This window comes from Streptomyces sp. NPDC107538 (genome assembly GCF_055657445.1).
The window spans coordinates 877,604-901,457 of the sequence record NZ_JBVKAY010000001.1; the positions used below are offsets into that span (position 1 = coordinate 877,604).

At 72.6% G+C, this 23,854-nt stretch carries 24 protein-coding genes; 9 read left to right on the plus strand and 15 right to left on the minus strand.

Annotation, left to right across the window (positions count from 1 at the left end):
* The first annotated feature begins 206 nt into the window (after positions 1-206).
* Complete coding sequence (locus ACZ7MG_RS03860) at positions 207-1,736, plus strand: DNA-binding protein NsdB (RefSeq protein WP_471392168.1); 1,530 nt, start codon at positions 207-209, stop codon at positions 1,734-1,736.
* Positions 1,737-1,754: 18 nt separating this feature from the next.
* On the opposite strand, the gene ACZ7MG_RS03865 is transcribed toward ACZ7MG_RS03860, so the two are convergent.
* Entirely contained in the window at positions 1,755-3,185 is a 1,431-nt protein-coding gene (locus ACZ7MG_RS03865; RefSeq protein WP_471392171.1) for a PP2C family protein-serine/threonine phosphatase, read from the minus strand.
* Positions 3,186-3,578: 393 nt separating this feature from the next.
* Between ACZ7MG_RS03865 and ACZ7MG_RS03870 the strand changes: the two genes are divergently transcribed.
* The gene (locus ACZ7MG_RS03870) at positions 3,579-3,992 is read left to right on the plus strand and encodes an SsgA family sporulation/cell division regulator (protein ID WP_471392173.1); all 414 of its coding nucleotides are present in this window, start codon (positions 3,579-3,581) and stop codon (positions 3,990-3,992) included.
* A 40-nt stretch (positions 3,993-4,032) separates the two neighbouring features.
* Here the strand turns inward: ACZ7MG_RS03870 and ACZ7MG_RS03875 are convergent, their stop codons facing one another.
* The 3 genes from ACZ7MG_RS03875 to ACZ7MG_RS03885 all read right to left on the minus strand — a co-directional run bounded on the left by ACZ7MG_RS03875 (position 4,033) and on the right by ACZ7MG_RS03885 (position 7,575).
* Complete coding sequence (locus ACZ7MG_RS03875) at positions 4,033-5,160, minus strand: baeRF3 domain-containing protein (RefSeq protein ID WP_471392176.1); 1,128 nt, start codon at positions 5,158-5,160, stop codon at positions 4,033-4,035.
* A 98-nt stretch (positions 5,161-5,258) separates the two neighbouring features.
* Positions 5,259-5,795 (minus strand): DUF4232 domain-containing protein, encoded by a 537-nt coding sequence (locus ACZ7MG_RS03880; protein WP_471392179.1) that lies wholly within the window; start codon positions 5,793-5,795, stop codon positions 5,259-5,261.
* A 124-nt stretch (positions 5,796-5,919) separates the two neighbouring features.
* Complete coding sequence (locus ACZ7MG_RS03885) at positions 5,920-7,575, minus strand: alpha/beta hydrolase (protein WP_471392182.1); 1,656 nt, start codon at positions 7,573-7,575, stop codon at positions 5,920-5,922.
* Between the two features lie 713 nt (positions 7,576-8,288).
* On the opposite strand from ACZ7MG_RS03885, the gene ACZ7MG_RS03890 reads away from it, so the two are divergent.
* Positions 8,289-9,137, plus strand: coding sequence for a GNAT family N-acetyltransferase (locus ACZ7MG_RS03890; protein ID WP_471392185.1), 849 nt, complete (start codon positions 8,289-8,291; stop codon positions 9,135-9,137).
* Here ACZ7MG_RS03890 and ACZ7MG_RS03895 read toward each other — a convergent pair.
* Positions 9,115-10,314 carry an acyltransferase family protein gene (locus ACZ7MG_RS03895; RefSeq protein ID WP_471392188.1) on the minus strand — a complete coding sequence of 400 codons (1,200 nt, stop codon included), beginning with the start codon at positions 10,312-10,314 and terminating at the stop codon, positions 9,115-9,117. The genes ACZ7MG_RS03890 and ACZ7MG_RS03895 overlap by 23 nt on opposite strands.
* A gap of 64 nt (positions 10,315-10,378) precedes the next feature.
* Complete coding sequence (locus tag ACZ7MG_RS03900; protein WP_471392191.1) at positions 10,379-10,882, minus strand: nucleoside deaminase; 504 nt, start codon at positions 10,880-10,882, stop codon at positions 10,379-10,381.
* Positions 10,883-11,050: 168 nt separating this feature from the next.
* Here ACZ7MG_RS03900 and ACZ7MG_RS03905 point away from each other — a divergent pair, with 168 nt between their 5' ends.
* Complete coding sequence (locus ACZ7MG_RS03905; protein WP_471392194.1) at positions 11,051-11,833, plus strand: GNAT family N-acetyltransferase; 783 nt, start codon at positions 11,051-11,053, stop codon at positions 11,831-11,833.
* 44 nt (positions 11,834-11,877) lie between these two features.
* Here ACZ7MG_RS03905 and ACZ7MG_RS03910 read toward each other — a convergent pair whose 3' ends face one another.
* From ACZ7MG_RS03910 to ACZ7MG_RS03925, 4 genes are all read right to left on the minus strand, one after another.
* Entirely contained in the window at positions 11,878-12,783 is a 906-nt protein-coding gene (locus ACZ7MG_RS03910; protein ID WP_471392197.1) for a GNAT family N-acetyltransferase, read from the minus strand.
* 126 nt (positions 12,784-12,909) lie between these two features.
* Positions 12,910-13,173 (minus strand): GlsB/YeaQ/YmgE family stress response membrane protein, encoded by a 264-nt coding sequence (locus ACZ7MG_RS03915; protein ID WP_471392199.1) that lies wholly within the window; start codon positions 13,171-13,173, stop codon positions 12,910-12,912.
* A gap of 87 nt (positions 13,174-13,260) precedes the next feature.
* Positions 13,261-13,701, minus strand: coding sequence for a hypothetical protein (locus ACZ7MG_RS03920; protein WP_471392202.1), 441 nt, complete (start codon positions 13,699-13,701; stop codon positions 13,261-13,263).
* The gene (locus ACZ7MG_RS03925) at positions 13,702-14,976 is read right to left on the minus strand and encodes an aminoglycoside phosphotransferase family protein (protein ID WP_471392205.1); all 1,275 of its coding nucleotides are present in this window, start codon (positions 14,974-14,976) and stop codon (positions 13,702-13,704) included.
* 87 nt (positions 14,977-15,063) lie between these two features.
* Between ACZ7MG_RS03925 and ACZ7MG_RS03930 the strand changes: the two genes are divergently transcribed.
* Positions 15,064-15,834 (plus strand): ArsR/SmtB family transcription factor, encoded by a 771-nt coding sequence (locus ACZ7MG_RS03930; RefSeq protein ID WP_471392208.1) that lies wholly within the window; start codon positions 15,064-15,066, stop codon positions 15,832-15,834.
* Between the two features lie 150 nt (positions 15,835-15,984).
* On the opposite strand, the gene ACZ7MG_RS03935 is transcribed toward ACZ7MG_RS03930, so the two are convergent.
* Together ACZ7MG_RS03935 and ACZ7MG_RS03940 are read right to left on the minus strand one after the other, a co-directional pair.
* Positions 15,985-16,440: an SPW repeat protein gene (locus ACZ7MG_RS03935; protein ID WP_471392211.1), complete on the minus strand. Its 456-nt coding sequence runs from the start codon at positions 16,438-16,440 to the stop codon at positions 15,985-15,987.
* 126 nt (positions 16,441-16,566) lie between these two features.
* Positions 16,567-17,163 carry a sigma-70 family RNA polymerase sigma factor gene (locus ACZ7MG_RS03940; RefSeq protein WP_471392214.1) on the minus strand — a complete coding sequence of 199 codons (597 nt, stop codon included), beginning with the start codon at positions 17,161-17,163 and terminating at the stop codon, positions 16,567-16,569.
* A gap of 101 nt (positions 17,164-17,264) precedes the next feature.
* Here ACZ7MG_RS03940 and ACZ7MG_RS03945 point away from each other — a divergent pair, with 101 nt between their 5' ends.
* Positions 17,265-18,275, plus strand: a complete 1,011-nt coding sequence (locus tag ACZ7MG_RS03945) for a MerR family transcriptional regulator (RefSeq protein ID WP_471392216.1) — start codon at positions 17,265-17,267, stop codon at positions 18,273-18,275.
* Positions 18,276-18,389: 114 nt separating this feature from the next.
* Here ACZ7MG_RS03945 and ACZ7MG_RS03950 read toward each other — a convergent pair whose 3' ends face one another.
* The gene (locus ACZ7MG_RS03950) at positions 18,390-19,751 is read right to left on the minus strand and encodes a cryptochrome/photolyase family protein (protein ID WP_471392219.1); all 1,362 of its coding nucleotides are present in this window, start codon (positions 19,749-19,751) and stop codon (positions 18,390-18,392) included.
* A gap of 219 nt (positions 19,752-19,970) precedes the next feature.
* Here ACZ7MG_RS03950 and ACZ7MG_RS03955 point away from each other — a divergent pair, with 219 nt between their 5' ends.
* The 3 genes from ACZ7MG_RS03955 (at position 19,971) to ACZ7MG_RS03965 (ending at position 22,054) form a co-directional block, all read left to right on the plus strand.
* A complete protein-coding gene (locus ACZ7MG_RS03955) occupies positions 19,971-20,048 on the plus strand; it encodes a putative leader peptide (protein WP_351405193.1) in 78 nt (25 codons plus the stop codon).
* A 214-nt stretch (positions 20,049-20,262) separates the two neighbouring features.
* Positions 20,263-20,817 carry an NADPH-dependent FMN reductase gene (gene ssuE, locus ACZ7MG_RS03960; RefSeq protein WP_471392222.1) on the plus strand — a complete coding sequence of 185 codons (555 nt, stop codon included), beginning with the start codon at positions 20,263-20,265 and terminating at the stop codon, positions 20,815-20,817.
* 94 nt (positions 20,818-20,911) lie between these two features.
* Entirely contained in the window at positions 20,912-22,054 is a 1,143-nt protein-coding gene (locus ACZ7MG_RS03965) for an LLM class flavin-dependent oxidoreductase (protein WP_471392225.1), read from the plus strand.
* Between the two features lie 12 nt (positions 22,055-22,066).
* Here the strand turns inward: ACZ7MG_RS03965 and ACZ7MG_RS03970 are convergent, their stop codons facing one another.
* Together ACZ7MG_RS03970 and ACZ7MG_RS03975 are read right to left on the minus strand one after the other, a co-directional pair.
* On the minus strand, positions 22,067-22,756 hold the full coding sequence (locus ACZ7MG_RS03970) for a 2-phosphosulfolactate phosphatase (protein ID WP_471392228.1): 690 nt from the start codon (positions 22,754-22,756) through the stop codon (positions 22,067-22,069).
* Positions 22,757-22,770: 14 nt separating this feature from the next.
* Positions 22,771-23,814, minus strand: coding sequence for an acyl-CoA dehydrogenase family protein (locus ACZ7MG_RS03975; RefSeq protein ID WP_471392231.1), 1,044 nt, complete (start codon positions 23,812-23,814; stop codon positions 22,771-22,773).
* Positions 23,815-23,854 lie beyond the last annotated feature (40 nt).

Genomic DNA, 23,854 nt, shown 5'->3' on the forward strand with positions numbered 1-23,854 from the left:
GAGGTCACGCGCCTCCCGCCCCGGCCGTACCGGGAACACCCTGGGGAGTGCCCGTCGGGGCGACCGGGTCGGGGTGGCGCTTTCCTACCTGACACCGGATGGGCCGTGGCACACCATGTAGCGCACCCTGGCGAAGCCTGGCGAATAGTCCCCGTGCAACTGACAGCGGGCTACATTCAACTCAGCCGAGAACCTGGGGACTTGACGTGAGCGGACAACCCAACACCCGACTCGCAGACCTGTTCGGCCTGGCCGGCTGGTCGAAGGGCGAGCTCGCGAGGCTGGTCAACCGGCAGGCGGCGGCCATGGGCCACCCGCAGCTGGCGACCGACACCTCACGGGTGCGGCGGTGGATCGACATGGGAGAGATCCCGCGCGATCCCGTGCCGCGGGTGCTGGCGGCGCTGTTCACCGAGCGTCTCGGCCGTGTCGTGACCATCGAGGACCTCGGTCTGGTCCGGCACGGGCGTACGGGGAAACGGCCACGCGGCGGGAGTGTGGAACATCCCGACGGCGTGCCGTGGGCGCCCGAACGGACTGCCGCGGTCCTCACCGAATTCACGGGAATGGACCTCATGCTCAACCGACGCGGCTTGGTGGGTGCGGGCGTCGCGCTCACCGCGGGCTCCGCACTCAGCAGTGCCATGCACGACTGGCTGCACACCGATCCGGCCCTCGCGGCCGACGCCCCCGACCTCGACAATCCCCTGCACGCCGACCCCGCTGGGTTCGACCGGTACGAGGCCGCCCCCATCGGGTCGCAGGAGATCGAGGAACTGGAGCGCTCGGTCGAGGTGTTCCGGGCCTGGGACGCGGCCCGCGGCGGCGGGCTGCAACGCAAGGCTGTCGTGGGACAGCTCAACGAGGTGGGAGGCATGCTCTCCTACCGCCATCCCGACCGTATCCAGCGGCGCCTGTGGGGCGTCGCCGCCAACCTCGCCGTCCTGGCCGGCTGGATGTCGCACGACATCGGCCTCGAACCCACCGCCCAGAAGTACTTCATCATCGCCGCCCACGCCGCCCGGGAGGGCGGTGACCGGCCCCGCGCCGGCGAGGCCCTCTCCCGGGCGGCCCGACAACTGGTGCATCTCGGCAAGCCCGACGAGGCGCTCGACCTGATGAAGCTGGCCCAGTCCGGCTCGGGCGAGCAGGTGCTGCCGCGCACCAAGGCCATGCTCCACACCGTCGAGGCCTGGGCGCAGGCCTCCCTGGGCAAGGGGCAGGCCATGCGCCGCACCCTGGGCCAGGCGGAGGACCTGTTCGTCTCCGACCGGGCCGATGTGCCGCCGCCCAGCTGGATGCAGATGTTCAACGAGGCGGATCTGTACGGCATGCAGGCCCTGGCCTACCGCACCCTCGCGGAACATGAACCGGCGGCGGCCCAGCACGCCCGGCACTACGCGGAGAAGGCGCTGGACCTCAGGACCGACAAGCAGGAGAGGTCAAGGATCTTCGACTATCTGTCGATGGCCTCGGCCTCCTTCATCGCCGACGACCCGGAGCAGGCGGCGAGCTACGCCCGTCTGGCGCTGGCCGCCATGGGCTCCAACTCCTCCCACCGGACCTGGGACCGGCTGCGTGAGATGTACCGACTCACCGGTCAGTACGCCGGCTATCCGAAGATCCAGGATCTGCGAGAGGAGATCCAACTCTCTCTGCCCAAGCCCCAGTCGAAGTCCCCGCTGCCGAAGATGCCGAAGTTGCCGAGGAGCAGGGGCGACATCGCACCGGCGTGACGGCGGCGGGGCGGTTCCTCAGGCGCTGACCCTGGCGACGAGCACACAGGCGTCGTCCGCACGCTCGGTCTCGCCGAACGTCTCCACCACCGTCCGTACACATTCCTGGGCCGTACGCGCTTCACCGAACCGTGGGGCCAGGTCCAACAGCCGCTGCACGGCTGCCTCTCCGCCGCGCCGGGGGACCAGTCCATCGGTGTGCAGGAGCAGCAGATCGTCCGGTTCGAGTGTGACTTCGGCCTGCCCGTAGACGGCACCCGAGGTCGCTCCGAGCAGGACGCCGTCCGGCGGTGTCAGCGCGCGCCCCGTCCCGTCGCGGAACAGCAGCGGGGCGGGGTGTCCCGCCTGCGCCCACACGAGGGTGCGGGTCGCCGGCCGGTAGCGGCAGCAGACGGCGCTGCCCAGGGCCGGTTGCACGGTGGCGTCCAGCAGCTGGTTGAGGCAGGCCATCAGCCGGGCCGGTTCGGTGCCCGCCGTCGCCATGCCGCGCAGCGCGCCGATCAGCATCGCCATGCCCGAGGTGACGGTCACCCCGTGCCCGGTGAGGTCGCCCACGCTCAACAGGCTCTCGCCGCCCGGCAGTTCGAGGGCGTCGTACCAGTCGCCGCCGATCAGCGCGCTCGTCGAACAGGGCAGATAGTGGGCCGCGAGGTCCAGCCTCGCGGGGCCCTGTCGCGGGAGCCGCAGGGAGCCGCGCCACGGCGGCAGCACGGCTTCCTGCAGCTCGACCGCGAGCCGGTGCTCGGTCTGCGCGACATGCCGTTGGCGGTGCAGCGAGTCACGGGTCTCGCTCTCCGCCCGCTGGCTGCGCCGCAGTTCGCTGACGTCCCGCAGGACGGCCCACATCGAGGCCGTACCGCCGTCGTCGTCGAGCACGGGCTCGCCCATCATGTGCACGGTGCGCACCCCGCCGTCGGGGAGCAGGATCCGGAACTCGCCGTCGATGCGCTGGGCGTCGATCAGACAGTCCGTGACCATCGCCGTCAGCTTCGGCCGGTCCTCGTCGAGCACCAGCGACGGCAGTTCGTCGAGGGTGAGCGGGGGAGCGGCGGGGTCGCGGCCGAGGATCTGGTACAGCTCGCCGGACCAGCTGGCCTCGTCCGTCAGCAGGTTCCACTCGGCGCTGCCGACCCGGCTGAGCAGGGAGGCGCGCCGGGGGGCGGGGGGCGGGGCGACGGGGAGGCCGGCCGGGGGCGCGGGGGCCGGCGGCGGTGCCGGTCCGTCCCGCAGCTGGGCCAAGTGGTCGTCCAGATCGCTCAGTTGATGCAGGGCCAGGTCGTAGAGCGCGCGCTGCCAGCGGGTCTCGGGGTCCGCTCCGTCGGCCGGTGCGTCCCGCCGTACGGCGTCCACGTCGCCCAGCAGCCGCCGCGTCTGCGAGATGAGCGCGTCGACCGTGCCGCGTCGGGGCGGCTGGGCGGCGGGACGATCCGCAGAGAGAGGGGACGGCATCACGTACTCCGATGGGGGACGGTACGACCAACGCTGACGTAAGGGCCGATTACGACTGTTGCACAGCCCGCGACGCGCTGTAAGGGATTTGGCAAGACACGATACGGCGGTGCTTCTGGCATATGCCAGAGTCCTCGCTGTGGGGGTTCTCCCCGGCAAGTCGATACGCGCCCTGAAAGCCCAAGTCGTAGGAATCGTACGTGACTTGACGGACTGCGGACCCCATCCACACGTCAAGCATTCCCCTGTTCGAGGGGCGTATGTGCGAGCCTCCGCGATTACACAGAGCGGCATATGTAAATCCCATCGGGTGACATGGGTCACAGAGGTGAATCCAAGGAGCCGCGTCGCGCGAAAGCCCTCGGAAGAGCTTCACCGAAACGGAGACCGTTGATGACCGTCACGCTGGAACAGCCCGCCCGCGCTCTCCTCATCACCGCCGAGGACCAGGAGGTCCCGGTGCCCGCGAGCCTGCGCTATTCCTCCGACGATCCGCTGGCCGTGCACCTCGACTTCCCGGCCGACATCTCGCTGAACGGTGACATGGTGACGTGGACCTTCTCGCGCGGACTGCTGGAGGAGGGGGTGTGCGCCCCGGCGGGAGCCGGTGACGTGCACATCTGGCCCTGCGGCCGCTTCCGCACGGTGGTGGAGCTGCACTCCCCGTACGGCATGGCCCTGCTCAAGTTCGACAAGGCGGCGCTCCAGCGGTTCCTGCTGCGCAGCTACGCCGTCGTCGCGTCCGGGAGAGAGGACGTGGGGCCCGCGCTCGACCGGGGGCTGACGTCCCTGCTCGGGAACGTCTGAGCCGGGGCCGGCGTCACGGCGCGGGACATCGGGTCGGCAGTCAGTACCGCAGGACCCCCGCGATGCCCCGGGCGTCGCCGAGCGTGCCGTCGGGGACGAAGCGGACCTCGGCGCCGGTGTCCAGGCAGCGCTCGACGATCTCGTCCACGATGTCCTCGCGGACGTCCAGATCACCGCTCTCCGCCGGGACGAGGTGACCCCCGCCGGCCCCGGCACCGGCCCCCGCGCCGTCACCGTGGGCGCGGACGGTCGTCCGGTAGTTCTCCTCGACGGCCAGCAGCTGGACGCGGCCCTGCTGCGCGTTCTGCCAGATCTCGTCGACGCTGGCCGCGAACGCCTTGTGGCCACGTGCCGTTTCGAGCCGCCGTGCCACCGTGTCGGCGTTCCTGCGGTCCTCGGCGGCGACCAGCGGCCCGACCGCCTGCCACACGGCGTCCGGCGTGCCGTGCGCGAGCCCGCCGTGCGCGACGTGGGTGGCGTCCCTGGTGACGGTGCCGATCTCGTCGAGCAGGGACAGCGCGGCCGTCTCCCCGGTGACGTACAGGGGCCGCCGCTGGGCGCGCAGCACCCGGGCCAGCGCGGTGTCGGCGTCGCGCAGGAAGTGCCGGGTGTCCTCGTCGCGGAAGGCGGACGGCTGGTCGCCGATCCGCTCCTGCCGCTCGGCGTCGAAGTTCCCGCGCTCCCTGGTCAGCGGGAAACCACCGGTGCGCGCCTCGGTGACGCGGCCGGCGCCGCCGCTCCACAGGGTGGCCCGGTCGGGGGAGACCGAGAGCACCCAGAACGTCCGCTCGGCGGCCCGCGCGGCCACCAGGTTCCGGGTGAGGAAGGTGTCCGCGAGCACCACCCGCTCCGGCACCGGACGGGCCAGCGACCAGACCTGGTGCTCGCCGGGCGCCGCGAAGATCACCAGACCGTCCTCGGCGTGCGTCAGGTCGACCTCGGCGAGCGCCTGGTCCAGCTGGGCGACGACGTCGGCACGCCGCTCCCGGGTGACGGCGGGATCCTGTTCCAGCCGCTTCTTCGCCTCGGCCACCACATTGCGCAGCCGGACCGGATCCTGGGAGTTCTCGGGCTCCCGGCGGTGGGTCGGCGTCAGCACCGACACCGCGGGGTAGGGCCGCGGACGGCGCAGTTCGGTGAGGGTCGCGGGACTGAGGGCATGCTCCATGACTTCACGATAGGACCGAATCGCGCGCCGGGCATTTGGGGTAATCCGGCGCGCGATTCCGTGTGATCTCCGCGAAGATCAGCCGACTTCCTTGAAGATCAGCCGACTTCCTTCTTCAGCGCCTTGTCGGCGGCGGCCTTGGACGGCTTCCACCAGGTCGTCACCGGCTCCCAGACCTTGACCTTCTTGGTCGCGCCCAGCTGCTTCACGCTGAACGTACGCCCGTTGAGGTTGGGGTTGGCGGACACGGTGATCGTGCCGACGCGACGGGCCTCGGGGTCCTTGAGGTCGGCGATCGTCCGGACCGCCGCGTACACCGTCTTCCCCGCGCCGACCTTGTACGGCCCGCTCTCGCCCGAGGGCACCGGCAACGCCGCGCCGTCGAGGTCGCCGAAGGTGACCACGGGAAGGCGGTCGATCGTGCAGGTGCGGGTACCGGTGTTCTTGACACTGATGTGCACGACCCGGGTGTCCTTCGCCTGCTTGGCGCCCAGCTTGAGGACCTTGGCCTTGCAGACCGGGGTCTTCGCCTGCGCGGCGGGCTGGGCGGCCAGCCCCTGCGGGGCGGCGGCGAGGAGCAGCGCGGCACCGGCGGTCGCCGCGGTCGAGACGGTGAGGAAGGAACGGATACGCATCGGTGGAATCCCCCAGCTTTGGTCACGTACGGGTACGGCGGGCACAAAGGTGACGCCTGCCCAATGTGACGAGCGGGATGCGTACGGGGTTGTACCGAATGCGTCCGTGTTGCACGCCTGATGCTCAATCGTCGGCGCCGCAGGAACTTCCGTCGTCCGGCAGCGTCCCGAACAGCAGGAACTCGTCGACCTTGTCGTGCACGCACTTCGACGAGCCGTACCCGGTGTGCCCCTTGCCCTTGTTGTCGAGGACGACCGCCGAGGAGCCGAGCCGCTTCGCCGTCTCCACGGTCCACCGGTACGGGGTGGCCGGGTCGCCCCGGGTGCCCACCAGCAGCATCTTCGGGGTGTCGAGGTCCCGGACCTCCTCGCGGATGAAGTCGGTGCCCGCGGGCCGGCCGTAGCACATCAGGACGTGGGTGAGCCGGTACGGGCCGAACACGGGGGAGGCGTCCTCGTAGGTCGCGCGCAGATCCTCCAGGTTCTCGGTGATCTCCGCGGCGGTGGGCCGGTCCGGGTCGTCGGCGCAGTTGATCGCCATGAGCGCGGCGGGGTAGTTGTCCGGCGGGATCTCCTCGACGTCGGCGAGTCCGGCGTGCGGGGTCGGCGTGCCGGACGCGGTGGGCTCGGACGGCTCGGACGGCTCGGACGGCTCGTGCGGACGGGCCGGTAGGGGGGAGCGGTACGGGGTGGCCGTCGGTGCGAAGCCGCCGCCGCTGAGGGCCATGACGCCCCGGGTGTCGCCGTCGTGGACGAGCATGTTGAGCGCCTGGGTGAGCAGGGGCCACATCTGTTCGCTGTAGAGGGCGTGACCGATGGCGCCCACCAGGTCCTGGCCCGTGAAGTCCGGCCCGAAGTCGGAGGGCACGGGGTACTCGTCGAGGGAGTCGACCAGCGCCACGACCTGCTCACGGGCCGACCGGGAGTCCTGCCCGAAGGGGCACGTCAGCTCCTCGGTGCACGCGTCGAGGTAGTCCTCCAGCGCCCTCTGCTGGCCCGCCGCACCGACCAGACCCTGTTCGGTCAGCGGCTCGGACAGGGTGTCCACGCCGTCGAGGACCATCCGGCCCACCTTGTCGGGGAACTGCGCCGCGTACACCGCGCCCAGCCGGGTGCCGTAGGAGAAGCCGAGATAGTTGAGCTTCTTGTCGCCGAGGGCGGCGCGCAGCACGTCCAGGTCGCGGGCGGAGTCGCGGGTGCCGATGTGCGGCAGCACGGGGCCGGAGTTCTTCTCGCACGCGGCGGCGGCCCGCCGCAGCTGCCGCAGCGCGGTCCGCGGGTCGTGCGCGTCGTCCCCGTCGTCGGTCGCCTCCAGGGCGGCCCCGGTGCCGTCGCCGCAGCTGACGGGGGAGGAGCGGCCCACCCCGCGCGGATCGAAGGAGACGAGGTCGTAGCCCTTGGTGAGGTCCATGAAGTCGGCGCCGTCGTAGGCGAGTTCGGGGACGCCGGGGCCACCGGGGCCGCCGAAGTTCAGCAGCAGCGAGCCGCGCGGGTCGCCGGTGCCGCGGACGCGGGCCACCGCCAGGTCGAGGGTGCCGGCCTCGGGCCGGGAGTAGTCGAGCGGCACGGTGACCTTGCCGCAGCGCACATCCCTGGGCGTCTCCAGGCCCTCGCACTTCGACCACTTGATCGTCTGCCGGTGGAAGCGGCTCAGGTCGGGCTGCCTGTCGTCCTTGTCGCCGTCGGCGCCGGCCACCGTGGCCGGCAACCCGGCCCCCAGCAGGGCCAGCACCGCGACCGCGGCTCCGGCGAGCGGGCGCCGTCTGTGCGTGGACCGCATGCGTGCCTCCAGGGACGCCCGGCCGGGGCGGCCGGCGACGACCCCCGGATCACCATAGGCGGCCCCTCACGGCCCCGCCCGCGGGCGGGCGCCCCACCCGGAACTGCCGTAACCTACGCCGCGCCGCCGGCCGCCGTCCGCACCCTCTGCGGTGCCGACGCCGGCCCCCGTCCGTGGCCGCGCCGTCGCCGTAAGCCGTACAGCGTCCGCGGCCGTGTCCCTCGTACGCGTGAACCGGGCGGCCGGAGCGAACCGGCCCCACGCGGGGCGCGGGCCGTCGGAGGGACCCCGTCCGACGCGGCGAGCGGGGTGTTGGCGGGCCTCGTCCGTACGCGGTGAGCGGGGGTGTCGGCGGGCCTCGTCCGGACGCGGGAAGTGTGGCGTCGGCGGGGCTCCGTCCGCACGCGGTGAGCGGGGTGTCAGCGGGCCCCGTCCGCACGCGGTGAGCCGGGCGTCGGCATGCCTCGTCCGTACGCGGTGAGCGGGGCGGCGGGCAGGCTCGACGCCCGGCCCGTCCCGCAGGCTCGACACCCGGCCCGTCCCGCAGGCGCCCCCTCGCCCGCCCGTGCCGGTCGTTTCCGGCTGCTCCCGGCTGTTTCCGGCGTCGCGGGAGCGCTCGGGGTTCGGCGAGGATGCTGCGGGGTGCGGCCGACCACCGTGCCCGCGGTCGGTCGACGGCCGTGCACTCGCGACCTCAGTGAAGGAGCGCAGAGATGACCTCTCCGGGGGCTCAGGACCTCGTCGTCACCCGGGCCACGCCCGACGACTGGGCGGTGGTCGCCCGATGGGCGGGGGAGGAGGGCTGGAACCCGGGGCTCTCGGACCCGGCGTGCTTCTTCGCCCAGGACCCCGAGGGCTTCTTCGTCGGCCGGCTCGACGGCGAACCCGTCTCGTCCGTCTCCGTCGTCACCTACGGCGACGCCTACGCCTTCCTCGGCTTCTACCTGGTCCGCCCCGAGCTGCGCGGCCGGGGCCACGGCCTCGCCACCTGGAAGACCGCGCTCGCGCACGCCGGCGCCCGCACGGTCGGCCTCGACGGGGTGGTCGCACAGCAGGACAACTACCGGCAGTCCGGTTTCGAGCCCGCGCACCGCACGTTCCGGTACTCGGGCGTCGTCCCCGTGACGGCGGTCCCCGACGGTGTGCGACCCCTCGCCGACGCCGGGGCCCTCGCGGCGTACGACAGTGCCTGCCACCCGGCCGACCGGCCCCGTTTCCTGGAGCGCTGGCTGACCGCCGACGGACACCGGGCGCTCGCGCGGATCGTCGACGGGCGGCTCACCGGCTACGGGGTGATCCGTCCGGGCCGGGACGCCCTGCGGATCGGGCCGCTGTTCGCCGACACCGCCGCCGACGCCCGCGCGCTCCTCGCGGGGCTGGCCGCCGAGGCCGCGGGCCGCGAGCTGGCGATCGACGTGCCGGAGCCGAACACGACCGCCGTGGCGCTGACCGAGGAGTACGGGCTGACGCCCTCCTTCGAGACGGCCCGGATGTACACCGGCCCGATCCGGCCGTACGCCGAGGAGCGCGTCTTCGGGGTCACGACTCTGGAGCTCGGCTAGCGGCCGGGGCGCGACCGTCCCCCGTCCCGGCGGCCGGGGCGCGACCGTCCCCCGTCCCGGCGGCCGGGGCGCGGCTGTCTCCCTTCCTGGCGGCCGGGGCGGTGTCACCCTTCCTGAACGCCCACTCCATGCGCGGCTCGACGACACAGCGGAGCGCGGACCGTACGGGGGAGGTGCACAGCAGGGTGATGCCGCCGACCGCGAGGGCGGTGACCGCCAGCTGCCCGAGCGGGGTGTGCAGCCACTCGGCGGCGTACCAGTCCCGGAACCGCGCCCACTTGATCACGAAGCCGTGCAGTAGATAGCCGTACATCGTGCCCGCGCCCAGCGCCGTGAACCACAGCTGACGGCGCGGCACCCAGGCCAGGAAGCAGGCCGTCAGCAGCACGGCCAGACAGAACAGGGCGGGCGTGGTCAGCAGCCCCACCCAGCGGGAGACGCCCTGACCGGTGACGCTGCCCCGGTGGTAGAACCAGCCCGCGTCGAACCACGGCGCCACCCAGTACGCCGCCCCGACCGCCCCGAGCCCGACCGGAAGCAGCCCCAGCCGTACCCGGCGGGTGCGCAGCCGCTCGAAGTGCTCGCCCCGCAGCGTCAGCCCCAGCACGAAGAACGGCAGGAAGCCCAGCACCCGCTGAATGGAGACATCGCCGCCGAGATCCGGTGAGACCGCCGCCAGCATCGCCAGCCCCAGCGCGACCGGCAGCGGATGACGCAGCATCAGCCACAGCGGCGTGGTCAGCCGCCAGATGAACAGCGCGACCAGGAACCACATCACGTACCAGGGATCCAGCAGGCTCAGCGGATACCCCGGATCGTCCTGCGCCCACCGGTAGAACAGCGTGTACGCCGTCTCGAACACGACATAGGGCAGCACCACCCCCGTCATCAGCCGCTTCAGCCGCCCCGGCGCCATGTCGAAGCTCCGCGAGAAGTACCCCGAGATCAAGGCGAAGGCCGGCATGTGGAACGCGTACACGGTCAGATACGCGGCCGTCGCCGCCCGGCTGCCGTACGTCAGCGGCTCCCAGGCGTGCCCGCAGGCCACCAGGACGATGGTCAGATACTTCGCGTTGTCGAAGTACGGGTCCCGCGAGCTCCGCCGCGGCCGTGGCCGCTCCCCGTCGGGCGGGGCCGCGGGGGCGGGGCGGGTGTGCTGGACCACGTCTTCGGACATCGGTGAGAGTTCTCCGGACAGCAGCGACGACGGAACCCGGACCGCCTGCCCCGACACGCCCGTCTCAGTCGTCGTCGACGGCATCGCCGACGGTTTTGGCGTGGAACCGCCGGTGCAGCGCCCGTACCTCCCCGACCAGCTCCGGCACCGGCCCCTCGACCGTCACCCCCGGCGCGATCTCCCGCACGGGCAGTGTCCGCACCGGCGGCGCGGGCACCCCCAACTCGCCCAGCCAGGACGCGAGTTGCTCGGAGGAGGCGACGTACACGATACGGCCCAGACCCACCCAGGCGTGGGCGGCCGCGCACATCGGACAGTGCTCGCCCGAGGTGTACACGGTGGCTGCCGCGCGCTCCTCGGGACCGAGCCGGGCGGCCGACCAGCGGGCCAGTTCGAATTCCGGGTGACGGGTGCGGTCGCCGCCCGCCACCCGGTTGTGGTCCTCGGCCAGCACCGTGCCGTCCCCGCCGACCAGGACCGAACCGAACGGCTCGTCCCCGGACTCCAGCGCCTCGGTCGCCAGCTCCACACACCGCCGCAGGTACACCAGTTCGGAATCGTCCACCATGTCCGTCCGCACCCTCCTTGGAACTCCTCGGGGACCGCCCGACCGCGCTCCGCGACGTGCACCTTACGTCGTCCGAATCGGTCCCGAATCGCTCCCGAATACCTCCCGATGCGGAGAAGCGGGTGAATTCCGTTGCCAGGGCGAACGACTGATGATGGAGTGAGCGGCATGGATCACGCTGCTGTGCTGGCACTGTTCGACCGGGACATGCGGGAGGGCGCCCGCCCCGACGGGCCCGGGGCCCGGATCGAGCGCGTGGGCGGGGTGGTGCGCCAGGTCGGTTTCGAGAACGGCTGGAGCGGCGTCGTCTGGTCCGACCTCGACGAGGCGGGCGCCGACGCGGCGATCGCCGAGCAGATCCGGTACTTCTCGGGTCTCGGGCGCGACTTCGAGTGGAAGCTGTACGGCCACGATCTCCCCGTCGACCTGGGGCAGCGCCTGCGCGACGCCGGGTTCACGGCCGCGCCGGAGGAGACGCTGATGATCGCGGAGGTCGCCGACCTGACCCTCGACGTCGAGCCCCCGGAGGGCGTACGGCTGCTCCCGGTCACCGACCGCGCGGGGGTGGACCTGGTGGCCGACGTCCATGAGAAGGCCTTCGGCACGGACAGCACCCGGATGCGCCACCAGCTCCTCGCCCAGCTCACCGGGGACAGCGAGTCGGTCGTGGCCGTCGTGGCCCTCGCCGGCGACGAACCGGTGAGCGCCGCCCGGATGGAGCTGCTGCCCGGCACGCGTTTCGCCGGACTGTGGGGTGGTGGCACCGTCGAGGGCTGGCGCGGACGGGGTGTCTACCGGGCCCTGGTCGCCCACCGCGCCCGCGTCGCCGCCGACCGCGGCTACCGCTACGTCCAGGTCGACGCGCTGGCCACCAGCCGCCCGATCCTGGCCCGTCTGGGCTTCGAACCGCTCACGACGACCACGCCGTACGAGTACGTCGTCGCCCCGTAGGCCCCCGCCCGTCTGCCCGTCTGCCCGTCTGCGCGCGGGGTGTGTCACAGGTCGAGCTGGTACTCGACTGCCGTGTGCGTGGGCCGGTAGCCGAGCGCGTCGTTGACCTGGCGCATCGGGATGTTCTCCGACGCGGTGTCGGTGAGCAGCGCGAGATCCGGGTCCGTGCGGTGGGCGTGGAGGATCGCCCGCGCCTTCATCCAGAGCCCGAGTCCGTGCCCCCGGTGCTCGGGCAGCACGGCGGTGCCGTAGTGCTGCCCGTCGCCCCCGCCCTCGTCGGTGCCGTCGCGGTCGCCCGGCAGGACCAGCTCCGAGAAGCCGACGATCGTGCCGCTCGCCGTGTGCACGGCGGCCACGGTGTGCAGCGAGTCGCCGCGCCGCGCGACCGCTTCGGCGGCGGCGACGACCCGCTCGACGTCCCAGACCACCGTCCCGTAGTCGGTGTCGCCCATCGGCATGTCGTCCATCGCCCGGCGCGACGCGGCGTAGTTGCCCGCGAGTTCGGCCGGCACGACCCCCGTCCAGGCGGTCAAGTGGTAGCCGGGGCGGGGCTGTTCGAGGATCCGCGTGAAGTGGTCGGGGTCCGCTCCGGCGAGGTCGAGCCGGGCGTACGTCAGGGTCAGCACGCGGCGGAAGCCGTGGGCCGTGAGGAACGCGTCGCCGGGGGCGCCCTGTTCGGTCTGGGCGACGACCGCGCGGCGCCCGTCCGCACGCGCCGCGCCGACCGCCGCGTCCAGCAGCGCGGAGCCGACGCCCTGCCGCCGCTCGGCCGGGTGCACGGTGACGTCCAGCTCCGCGAGATGCGTCTGCCCCTCCTTGGTGAACAGCCGCAGGAAGGCGGTACCGAGAGGGACGCCGTCCGCCCCGGACGCCAGCCAGGCCGTACGGTGGCTCGACGGGCCGGCGGTGGGATCGGTGAGCGGGGTGATCCGGGTGACACGCGAGGGCAAGGGGACTCCGGGGCTGGTCGGCGGAGACAGGACGAGGCCCGGCGACGCTAGCCGCCGGGCATGCTCACCCGCAACGCGATTACGGCCCGCCGCGAGGACGCTCGCCGACCCTCGCCCGGAGTTCCCTCAGCGTCGTGCCCGTGTGCGGTCCAGTGCCGCGATGCCCAGGGCCGCCAGGGCGATCTGGATGAGCCACTCGGCCCAGTCGACGCCATCGGTGTCGGCCACGCCGACGCCCGCGGCGATCGCCGTGCCGATCAGCGCGGCGACGAAGCCGACGAGGATCGTCAGCAGGATGCCGACGCGCTGCCGACCCGGCACGACGAGCCGGCCGAGCACGCCTATGACAATGCCGATGACGATGGCACTGATGATGCCGTCGATCTCCATCTGAACTCCGCCCCTTGTCGTCGGGATCCCCGCAACCCTGCGAGTGCCCTTCGAACGCGAGTGCAGTCCGCCCACGTTTCAAGTTCTTCACCGGTCCGGCACCCATCCCGTGACGGCCGGCACCTCCGCCGCGATGTCCATGACCGTGCGCCCGTCGGTCGGGACCCGGACGGTGTCGGCCGGCGCCCGCTCGTCCAGCAGGCGTGCCTTGCGGGCGCTCCCGGCCGGCTCCCGTGCCGGCTCGGAGCCGATCGCCGTCTCGGTCAGCACGCTCAGGGTGTTGGTGTAGACGAGCCGCCGGTGGCCCAGGGCGGCGTAGTTGCCCCAGACGGCCGTGAGGTTGCGTTCGGTGATCGCGGCGCGGTGTGGATCTTCCTCGGGCGCCGGATGCACCTGCCCCATGAAGTCGCCCTCGACGACGGCGTGCGCGACCTCGGCCACCCGTAGCCGGTCGGAGATCTCCCAGCCCACGGTCGACTTGCCGACCCCGGCCCGCCCGCCGATCAGCAGTACTTCGGAGCGGTCCATCTAGCCCACCACCTCTCCCGTCACCTCTCCCGCCACCTCCAGGGGGCCGAGACCCGGGTGCGCCGCGCACCGCAGCGCCCGCCGGATCTCCGCCGCCGGGTCCCCTTCGTGGTACGGCCGCTCGGACGTCTCGATGCCGTCGAGGAACTCCTGATAGCGCACGGCGTACGCGAGGTGCGCCAGCGGCTCGGCCAGGGCCAGCGCGCGGGCGGGATCGCTCGCCGGGGCGTGGGTCTTCCAGGAGTCGGTCCAGACCCGGAGGGCCGTGGGGCGTACCGCCTCGGGGAGGAAGTCGTACAGGCGCAGACAGTCCAGGACGGGGTTGCCCCAGTGGGCGTCGGCGAAGTCCACCACGACCGGCGGGCCGTCGTCGCGGCGCCAGTTGCCCGGGTGGAAGTCGGCGTGGACGAGCGTGTCGGGGAGCCCGCAGTCGGCGAGCCGCTCCCAGCGGTCCGTCAACCGCCGTACCGCCGCCCGCTCTTGCTCGGAGATGCCCAACTCGGCGGGTCCGTCGAGGAGTTCGCGGACCTTCTCGCCGAGGACGCGGTCCCGGCGGTCGCGGAGTCCCGGCGGCCGTCCCTCGCCCCGCGCGGCCGAGGCGGCCAGTGCGGCCTGCGCGGCGGTGAAGCGGCGTATGCCGGACTCGACCGTCGTGGCGTCGGCCGACCAGCAGTCCTCGCCGGGGAGATGCTCCAGCAGCATGCGCCGTTCACCGGCGGCGAGGACCGTCGGCACGAGGCCGGCGTCGACCCGGGCGAACGCGGCGATGACCGTGGGCTCGTCCGTGGCGAAGCGCGGTGTCGCCTTGAGCCAGACCGGTCCCCGCGCGGTGGGCAGCCGGAAGAGGCCCGCCAGGTTCCAGGTCCGCCGCTGCTCGACCGGTCCCGTCACCGGCCGCCCCAGTGCGGCGAGCGTCCGCGAGGCCCAGTCCAGGAGCTCCCGCAGCCCGTCCGCCCGGGCCCAGGGCGGGCGAAGAGCGTCGTCCGTGTCGTCGTCCGTGTCCAACAGCGCCCGGTCGACCGGCCGTTGCTCCAGCGCTCCGGGCCCGGGACGCTCCAGCGCCTCCACGTGGTAGGTCGCATGCCCGTCTCGCGCGCCCTCGCCGCCCTCCACGGTCAGCAGCCGCAGCACGAGCACGGGCACCCCGAGCGCCCGCTCCACCCGCTCCACCACGGACTCGGCCTCGGCCCACCACGGGATGTCGACGGGAAAAGGGCCGGTGACCCCGAGGAAGTCCCCGCCCGATGTCACCCACGCGCTCACGGTTCGGCTCACGGCGACAGTCTGAGGTGCCGCGCCTCGCTTGACATGCAGGTAATTGCCTGCATAACGTCAAGTGTGCGATCAGAGGGCGACCCGGGCATGGACAAGGTCTTCAAGGCGCTGGCCGACGAGACACGCAGAAGGCTGCTGGACCGGCTCCACGAGCAGAACGGGCAGACGCTGGGCGAGCTGTGCGAGCGGATCGACATGGCCCGGCAGTCCGTGACGCAGCACCTGGCCGTTCTGGAGGCCGCCAACCTGATCAGCACGGTGCGGCGGGGGCGGGAGAAGCTGCACTACCTCAATCCGGTCCCGCTCCACGAGATGCAGGAGCGGTGGATCGACAAGTTCGAGCGCCCCCGGCTGAGAGCGCTCGGTGCCGTGAAACGACGAGCCGAGGAAGCCATGACCGACAAGCCGACCTTTGTGTACGTCACCTACATCGCGAGTACGCCCGAGAAGGTCTGGGAGGCGCTCACCAGCGCCGATCTGACCGCCGCCTACTGGGGACACCGGAATGTGTCGGACTGGCGGCGGGGCTCACGCTGGGCCCATGTCCGCACCGACGGTTCCGGCGTCGAGGACGTCGTCGGCACGGTCGTGGAGAGCGAGCCCCCGACCCGGCTGGTCACCACCTGGACCTCGCCCGAGAACGAGGGGAAGGAGCAGACGTACTCCCGGGTCACCTTCGACATCGAGCGGCACGCCGACATCGTTCGGCTCACCGTGACTCATGAGGACCTGGAGGACGAGAGCGCGCTCTCCGAGGTGTCCTTCGGCTGGCCCGCGGTGCTGTCCAACCTCAAGTCGCTGCTGGAGACCGGCCGTGTGCTGCCGCAGGAGCCGTGGGAGGTGCCGCGCAAGGGATGACGTCGGTGCGGAGTGGGGTGCGCGGGTCGGCGGCCGGTCCGCCGGAGCGGATCGGCCGCCGTCACCCCTCGCGGGCGTTCGGTTCGCACCCATGGTGCGGGGCCCTACCTAGGTGCGGCCCTACCTCGGTGCGGCTCTCCACCGGTGCGGCTACATCGGTGGCGTGTGGCCCCCGCGCGTGGTGCCCTTGGTCGCGGCGCCGGCGCACATCAGTCCCAGCAGGAGTGCCAGGCAGCCGATGATGATGTTGTTGACCACGACACCGGCGTCCGGGCTGTCGCCCACGATCCACGCCGAGATGATCATCCAGACTCCCAGCGCGCACATGGCCCAGCTCAGGCCGTACATCCTCTCCGGTGCGGCGGTGAAGCCGAGGGCCAGCAGACCGATCGCGATGCCCACGATGAGGTTGTGGGGCACCAGCGAGGGCTGGCTCGTCGTGTAGTGGAGAATCCACGGGGACACGGCGCAGTACAGACCGAGCAGGAACACCGGTCCGTCCACGAGCGCCACATCGCGACCACCGAGCATGCGGGCGAACCGCGCCTGCATTTCGGGTGCGTCGGGGTGACTGGAGATGTCACTCCTGTGTGAGACGTTGGCCATGACTCGACTCCTTTGAACTGTGCAGGCCTGACCGCGTCTGGTGGGGTTTGCGGTAAGCGCCGCGTACGTTCATTCTGCGCTTATTTTGCCTTTATGTGTAGAGGGCGGTGACGCGGCCGCGCCGGGTCACCGGGGGCGGGTTCCGTCCAGGCGGCCGTGCAGCCGGTGCAGCGCACGCCGGGTGTGGCTCTTGACCGTGCCCAGCGGCAGACCGGTGCGTTCCGCGATCTGGGTCTGGGTGAGGTCCTCGTAGAAGGTCAGGTGGAGGACCTGCCGCTGGGGTGCGGGCAGTCGGCCGAGTTCGGCGCGGATCAGGACGCGGTCGAGGGCGGCCTCGGGGTCGGCGTGGCCGGGGCTCTCGGCGAGGGCGAGCGCGGCGCCCGCCGAGACCACCAGGTCCGCCCGGCGGCTCCGCGCGGACAGGGCGTCGGCGATCCGGCGCCGGGCGATCCCGACGATCCAGGCCCCCATCGCGCCGCGCTCGGACCGGTAGCCGTGCCGGCCGCGCCACACGCCCAGGAACACCTGCTGGGTCACGTCCTCGGCCTCGCCCGTGTCGCCGAGACCGCGTCGCGCGAGCGCGTGCACCAGCGCCGACCAGCGGTGGTAGACGGCGGCCAGCGAGTCGTCGTCGCCCGCGAGCAGGCCACGCGCCAGTTCCTCGTCGGCGGGTACGGCACCCGCGGACGTGTGCGGGCGCACGCTCGGACACCCAGGTCTCATGCGGGCGGCTCCTCACGTGGGGCGGTGCGCATGCCGCCATCGTGTGAGCCCGCGAAGCCGTGCGGCCACTCGCATCGTTTCTGCATCGTATAGTCGCCCCCATGGGTGCGAACGGGGAGGAAAGCCCCGCCGATCCGGGGCTCACCAGCGGTGCGCTGGCCCGGCGGCTGGGGGTGTCGCCCACGACGCTGCGCTCCTGGGACCGCCGCTACGGCATCGGACCCGCGGTCCGCCCCGACGGCCGGCACCGGCGCTGGACCCCGCGGGACGTGGCGATGGTCGAGGCGATGTGCCGGCTGACGTCCGCCGGGCTGCCCCCGGCGGAGGCGGCCCGCGCGGCGAGGGAGAGCGCCGGGGGAGCGCACGTCGTGAACCTGAACCTGGACCTGAACCTGGACCAGGCGGCGCGGGGGTCAGCCGTGCCCGGCCCGCCGCCTCCGGGGGACGTCCGCACGGAGTGCCGGGGCCTCTCCCGTGCCGCCGTACGCCTGGACGCTCCGGCCGTCGAGGACCAGCTGGCCGGGGCCGTCGCGCGGCACGGGCTCACGGTGGCCTGGCAGGAGGTGATGGTGCCGACGCTGCACGCGGTGGGCCGCAAGTGGGCGTCGTCCGGGGACCGTTACGTCGAGGTCGAGCATCTGCTGTCCTGGCATGTCTCCACCACCCTGCGCCGCCGCCCCCGGCCACCCGTTCCCCGCCCCGACGCCACCGCCCCCGGCCCGGTCGTCCTCGCCTGTGTGCCCGGCGAACAGCACACCCTCCCGCTGGAGGCCCTCAACGCCGCCCTCGGTGAACTCGGCCTGCCCACCAGGATGTTCGGCGCCGCCGTGCCCGCCGAGGCGCTCACCGCGGCGGTCGAACGGCTCGGCCCGGCGGCCGTGGTCCTCTGGGCCCAGGCCCGCTCCACGGCGAGCCTCCCCCTGGCCCGCCATGTCGCCGACATGCGCTGGGGCGTGAAGGGCGCCCGCCGCCAGGCCCTCGTCCTCCTCGGCGGCCCCGGCTGGCACGGCCGCCCCACCTCGGGAATGGTCCGGCCGACCGCGCTGGACGAGGCGGTGGAGGTGCTGGCCGGTCTCTACGGAGGGACGGACGGGGCGGACGGGACGGTGTGAGCGGCTGGGCGGGGCCGGGCGGTTCGGTCCGTCGGGGCGAGGGCGAGGGCGAGGGCTAGGGCTAGGGCGAGGGCGGGAGCGGCGGCGGGGGGCGGACGCGGTGGTCCGGGTCGGCTACGGCCTGCGTCCGCGCAGGAAGCGTTCCCGGCCCTCAGACAGGTCGACGATCGGGTCCGGATAGTCGAGCGTGACACTGTCCAGCCCGTCCAGCTTCCACGGTTCGTGCACCGCCGGTCCCATGACGTCCGCCAACTCCGGCACCCAGCGCCGTACATACGCGCCGTCCGGGTCGTACCGCTTCGCCTGGGTGGTGGGGTTGAGGATCCGGTTGGGGCGGGTGTCCGTGCCGGTGCCCGCGACCCACTGCCAGTTGAGCTGGTTGTTGGCCACGTCGCCGTCGACGAGGAGGTCCAGGAAGTGCCGGGCGCCGACCCGCCAGTCGACGTACAGCGTCTTGGTGAGGAAGCTCGCGGTCAGCAGCCGGCCGCGGTTGTGCATCCAGCCCTCGTGGCTCAGCTGCCGCATGGCCGCGTCGACCACCGGATACCCGGTGCGGCCCTCCCGCCACGCCTGGACCTCGTCCGGCGCGGACCGCCAACGGTCGTGCCTGGCCCGGTAGTCCACGGCCGCGACGGCCGGCCGCGCGGCCAGCACCTGGCGGTTGAAGTCCCGCCACGCGAGCTGCCGTACGAACGCCTCGGCGCCCGGACCGCCCGCCCGGCGGGCCCGGTGGACCAGCTCGACGGGGGAGAGGGTGCCGAAGTGCAGATGCGGCGAGAGCCGCGAGGTCGCGTCGCCCGCCAGATCGTCGTGCCGGTCCTCGTACGCGGCGACACCGGACCGCAGCCAGGCCGTGAGCCGCCGTCGGCCCTCCGCCTCACCGCCGTCCGCGAGCCCGGCGGACAGCCCGGTGAGGCTCGTGCGGGACGGCAGCCGTTCGGAGCCGACCCCGTCCGGGACCCGCACGGCCCGGGGCGCGTCCACCGCGTCGCGCAGCCGCTGCCGGGACCACTGCCGGTGGTACGGCGTGAACACGGCGAAGTGGTCGGACCCCGCGGGAGTCACGGCGCCCGGCGGGACCGCCGTGGTCACCGTGTCGTGCACATGCAGCCGCACGCCCTGTCCCTCCAGCTCGCGGCGCAGCCGCTCCTCCCGCCGGTGGGCGTGCGCGCTGACGTCCGCCGCCATGTGCACCTCGTCGGCGTCCGCCTCGGCCGCCACCTTCACGACCTGCTCCACCACGTCGCCCGACCGCACCACCAGCCGTCCACCGCGCTCGCGCAGCCCCGCGTCCAGGTCCCGCAGACAGTCGGCGAGGAACGCCAGCCGGTTGGGCACGGCGAAACCGGCCCGGTCCACCGCCGGATCACGCACGAACAGCGGTACGACCTGCCGGGAGCCGTCCAGGGCCGCGCGCAGCGGCGGATGGTCGTGCAGCCGCAGGTCGGCGGTGAACAGGACGACCGAGACGTTCATGGGCACACCTCCGTATCAGACCCCCCACTGGTCACTTCCACGTGGCGCACCAATTCGGATGCGGCGGGCGGGCCATTCATCCGGAGGGGGAGCGGGGAGGGGGAGCGGGGCACGTGCGACCCGCGGTACGGCCGTGAAATTCCATGGTCCGCGATACGAGACCGGTCGGGATCTCCTTGACTGTCGTCGCCGACGGCTGCCACGATCAACGGCATGAAGATGCGACTGGACCTCACGCGACGACGTCATGTCGATCTCGCGCGCGTCTCCAGCGCCTCCTGTCGCGCCGCGGCCTGATCAACCCTCTGCGATCCGCCGCGCTTTTCTCTTTTCGTTGTCCTTTCCCTGTCCGAATTCCCTGTGCCCGCGCGCGTCTTGACGTGCCCGGGTGCCTCTCTGCCTGAATTCGGCGGGTCCGAAGACATTCCGCAACAGGAGTTCCGCATGCCTGCCGCGCCCCCGGAATCCTCCTCCGGGGCGGTACTCCCGACCGCTCCCAGAAAGAGGGCCCATGGCCACCGTCCTGTCCGTCTCCGGCAGCCCCTCCGTCTCCTCCCGTACCGCCAAGCTCGTACGCCACCTGGACGCCCGGCTGGTCGCCCAGGGCCATGAGGTCGTGCCGCTCGACATCCGCACCATCCCCGCCGAGGCCCTGCTCGGCGCGGACTTCAGGCACCCGGCGATCGTCGACGCCGCCGAACTCGTCGAGCGGGCCGACGGCATCGTCATCGCCACCCCCGTCTACAAGGCCGCGTACTCCGGAGTCCTCAAGGCCCTGCTCGACCTGCTCCCGCAGTACGCCCTCACCGGCAAGACCGTGCTGCCGCTCGCCACCGGCGGCTCCACCGCCCATGTCCTCGCCATCGACTACGCCCTGCGGCCGGTGCTCAGCTCCATGGGCGCCCGGCACATCGTCCCCGGCTGGTTCACCCTCGACAAGGACATCACCGTGGGGGAGGACGGCAAGATCACCATCGCCCCCGCCACCGCCGAGGCCCTCGGCCAGGTCGTGGAGCAGTTCCTCACCGCGCTCGGCCCCACGCCGGTGCTGGCCGCCGCGAGCTGACCGCCGAACTGGCGGGCGGCTACCCGGCGACCCGATACCGGGCGGTGCTCAACTCCCTTCATCCGCACCGGCAGTTTCGACAGGAGACCTCGACGTGTCCCTCACCTTCCACTGGTTCCTGCCCACCAACGGCGACAGCCGGCATGTCGTCGGCGGCGGCCACGGCACCCCCGCCACCGCGTCCGGCCGGGACCGGCCCCCGACGGTCGGCTATCTGAGCCAGATCGCCCGCGCCGCCGAGGACCTCGGCTTCGTCGGCGCGCTCACCCCCACCGGTGCCTGGTGCGAGGACGCCTGGCTGACCACCGCGATGGTCAGCCGGCACACCGAGCGCCTGAAGTTCCTGGTCGCCTTCCGCCCCGGCTTCGTCTCGCCCACGCTCGCCGCGCAGATGGCGTCCACCTTCCAGCGGCACAGCGGCGGACGGCTCCTCCTCAATGTCGTCACCGGCGGCGAGAGCCATGAGCAGCGGGCCTACGGCGACTTCCTCGACAAGGACGACCGGTACCGCCGTACCGGTGAATTCCTGGAGGTCGTCAAGGGGTTGTGGGACGGCAAGACCGTCGACCTGGACGGTGAGCACCTCCGGGTCGAGGACGCGCGGCTGGCCCGGCTGCCCGACCCGGTGCCCGAGGTGTACTTCGGCGGCTCCTCGCCCCTCGCCGGACAGATCGCCGCCCGGCACGCCGACGTCTATCTCACCTGGGGCGAGCCGCCGGCCGAGGTCGCCGAGAAGATCGCCTGGATCAGGGGGCTGGCGGCGAAGCAGGGCCGCACCCTCCGCTTCGGCATCCGGCTGCACGTCATCACCCGCGACACCGCCGAGCAGGCCTGGGCGGAGGCGAACCGGCTGCTCGACGGCTTCGACCCGGAGACCGTACGGTCCGTGCAGGCCGGACTCGCCCGCAGCGAATCGGAGGGCCAGCGGCGGATGCTCGCCCTGCACGGCGGCAGCCGCGCCGAGTTGGAGATCCACCCCAACCTCTGGGCCGGAATCGGCCTGGTGCGCGGCGGGGCGGGCACCGCCCTGGTCGGCAGCCACGACGAGGTCGCCGAGCGGATCGAGGAGTACCACGCCCTCGGCATCGACGAGTTCGTCCTCTCCGGCTACCCCCACCTGGAGGAGGCGTACTGGTTCGGCGAGGGCGTCCTGCCCCGCCTCGCCGCACGGGGCCTGTGGCGGCACCCGTCCGCGGGGCCGACGGCCACGCCGGCCCCGGTGCCGTTCGCGAGCTAGGCCTGGCAGGGCCTAGCGGCCTGGCTCCGGTACGTCGACGGGGCGGAGCACCGTCAGGTAGTCCTCCTGGCGTGCCACCATCGCGAAGGGGAACCGGTCGAGTTCCAGGCAGAGTTCGACGTCGTCCGGGTGGTGGCCGCTCCGCAGCCCGGCGGCGAGGTCGGCGGCGGCACGGGAATTCCTTCCGCGACTCAGATACGGGGCAGCCTCGGGCTCGTCCCCGTCCACGCACCGGGCGAGGTACTCGGCGCAGGCCAGGTCCTCGTCGGCCCGGCCGTCCTCGCCGGTCACGACGAACGTCACCGGACCGTCGCCCTCCGCCCGCAGCAACCGTGCGGTCGGGCCCGCCACGACGAAGCTCGCGCACAGCACCAGCGGCGCGTCCGCCACGGCCAGCGCGCCCACGGTCCCCGCCGTCGTCTTCTGCACCAGCGTGCGACCGGCGAAGTCCCGCGACCGCAGCAGCCCCGGCGAGTTCACCGCGTCGAACCCGGCCGCCGGAGCCCCGTCCTTCAGGGCCAGCCAATCCGGGTGACTCTCCTTCAACGCGAGCGCCTCGCCCAGGGTGGAGGCCAGGACGATCCTCTCCACTCCCCGCGAGAAGGCCCAGGCGGCCACGGTGAAAGCCCGCATGACATCGATGACGACCGCGACGCGCGGGACACCGGTCAACTCCGGTATGCCGACGAACTGATGATCCATCACGCCATTCTGCGCTAGTACGCGGCCGACAGTGACCCCAGATGGGCCTGGCGTACCTCCGCCGTCTGGCCCTGGACCAGGAGGAACAGGGCCTCGCGGGCCAGGCGTTGGGCGCGGTGGTCGAGGGTGAGGGAGCGGCCGCCGCCGGCGACGATCGCGGCGGTGGTCGCCGTGCGCATCAGGTCGAACGCCTTCGTCTTGAGCGCCAGCCGCTCCGCCATGTGCTCATGGGGCGCCGGATGGTCGGCGAGGGCGTACGCCTGCCGCCGCACCTTGTCCAGCCGCAGCCGCAGGCCTTTCGTCGTCGGATCGTCCTGGTCCAGCAGCGCGAGGGCCGACTCGGCGACCCCGAAGACCGCCGGTGAGGCGTTCGTGGGCTTGGGGCGGTCGGTCGCGGCCCAGGACTCGTACGGCGCGTGCAGGGCCACCGCGTCGTCCGGGATCCACAGCCCGTCGAGGTCGAGCGAGACCGTACGGGCGGCCGTGAGCGCCGCCAGCCGCATGGGCGCGGAGGCCTTGAGGCCGGACTGCTGCCTGGCCTCGGTGAAGGCGAACACCACCTCGTCCGCGTCCGTCACCCCGGCCAGCAGCATCACATCGTTGAGCCCCCACCCCGTGTACCAGGGAACCGTGCCGTGGAACCGCCAGCCACCCCGCTTCGGCACCGCCCGCACCGGCACCCGCGGATACCGGCGCAGATGCGCGTACGCCACGCCGGACAGCAGCTCGCCACCGGCCAGCTTCCCCAACATGCGCTCCCGGGCGGGCAGTTCGCTCTTCATCAGGGTCAGTACGGGCGTGTAGTGCTGGGTCTGCACGAACCAGGTGGAGCAACAGGCACCGGCCAGGATCTCGGCGGTCTCCCGGGCCACGGAGTTGGGCGCGCCCGACCCGCCGTACGCCACCGGCGCGCTCACCCCGAGCAGCCCCGACCGTTTGATCGCCTGGATGCTGCTCGCGGGCACCCCCTCCTGGTCGACGCGCTCCGCCTGAGGCGCGAGCACCTCGGTGGCGAGCCTGCGCGCCTGGACGACGAGGGGGTGTGGTGACGTGGTCATGGGGTGATTCTCCCCGCCTCCGGCCCCGAAGATCACATCT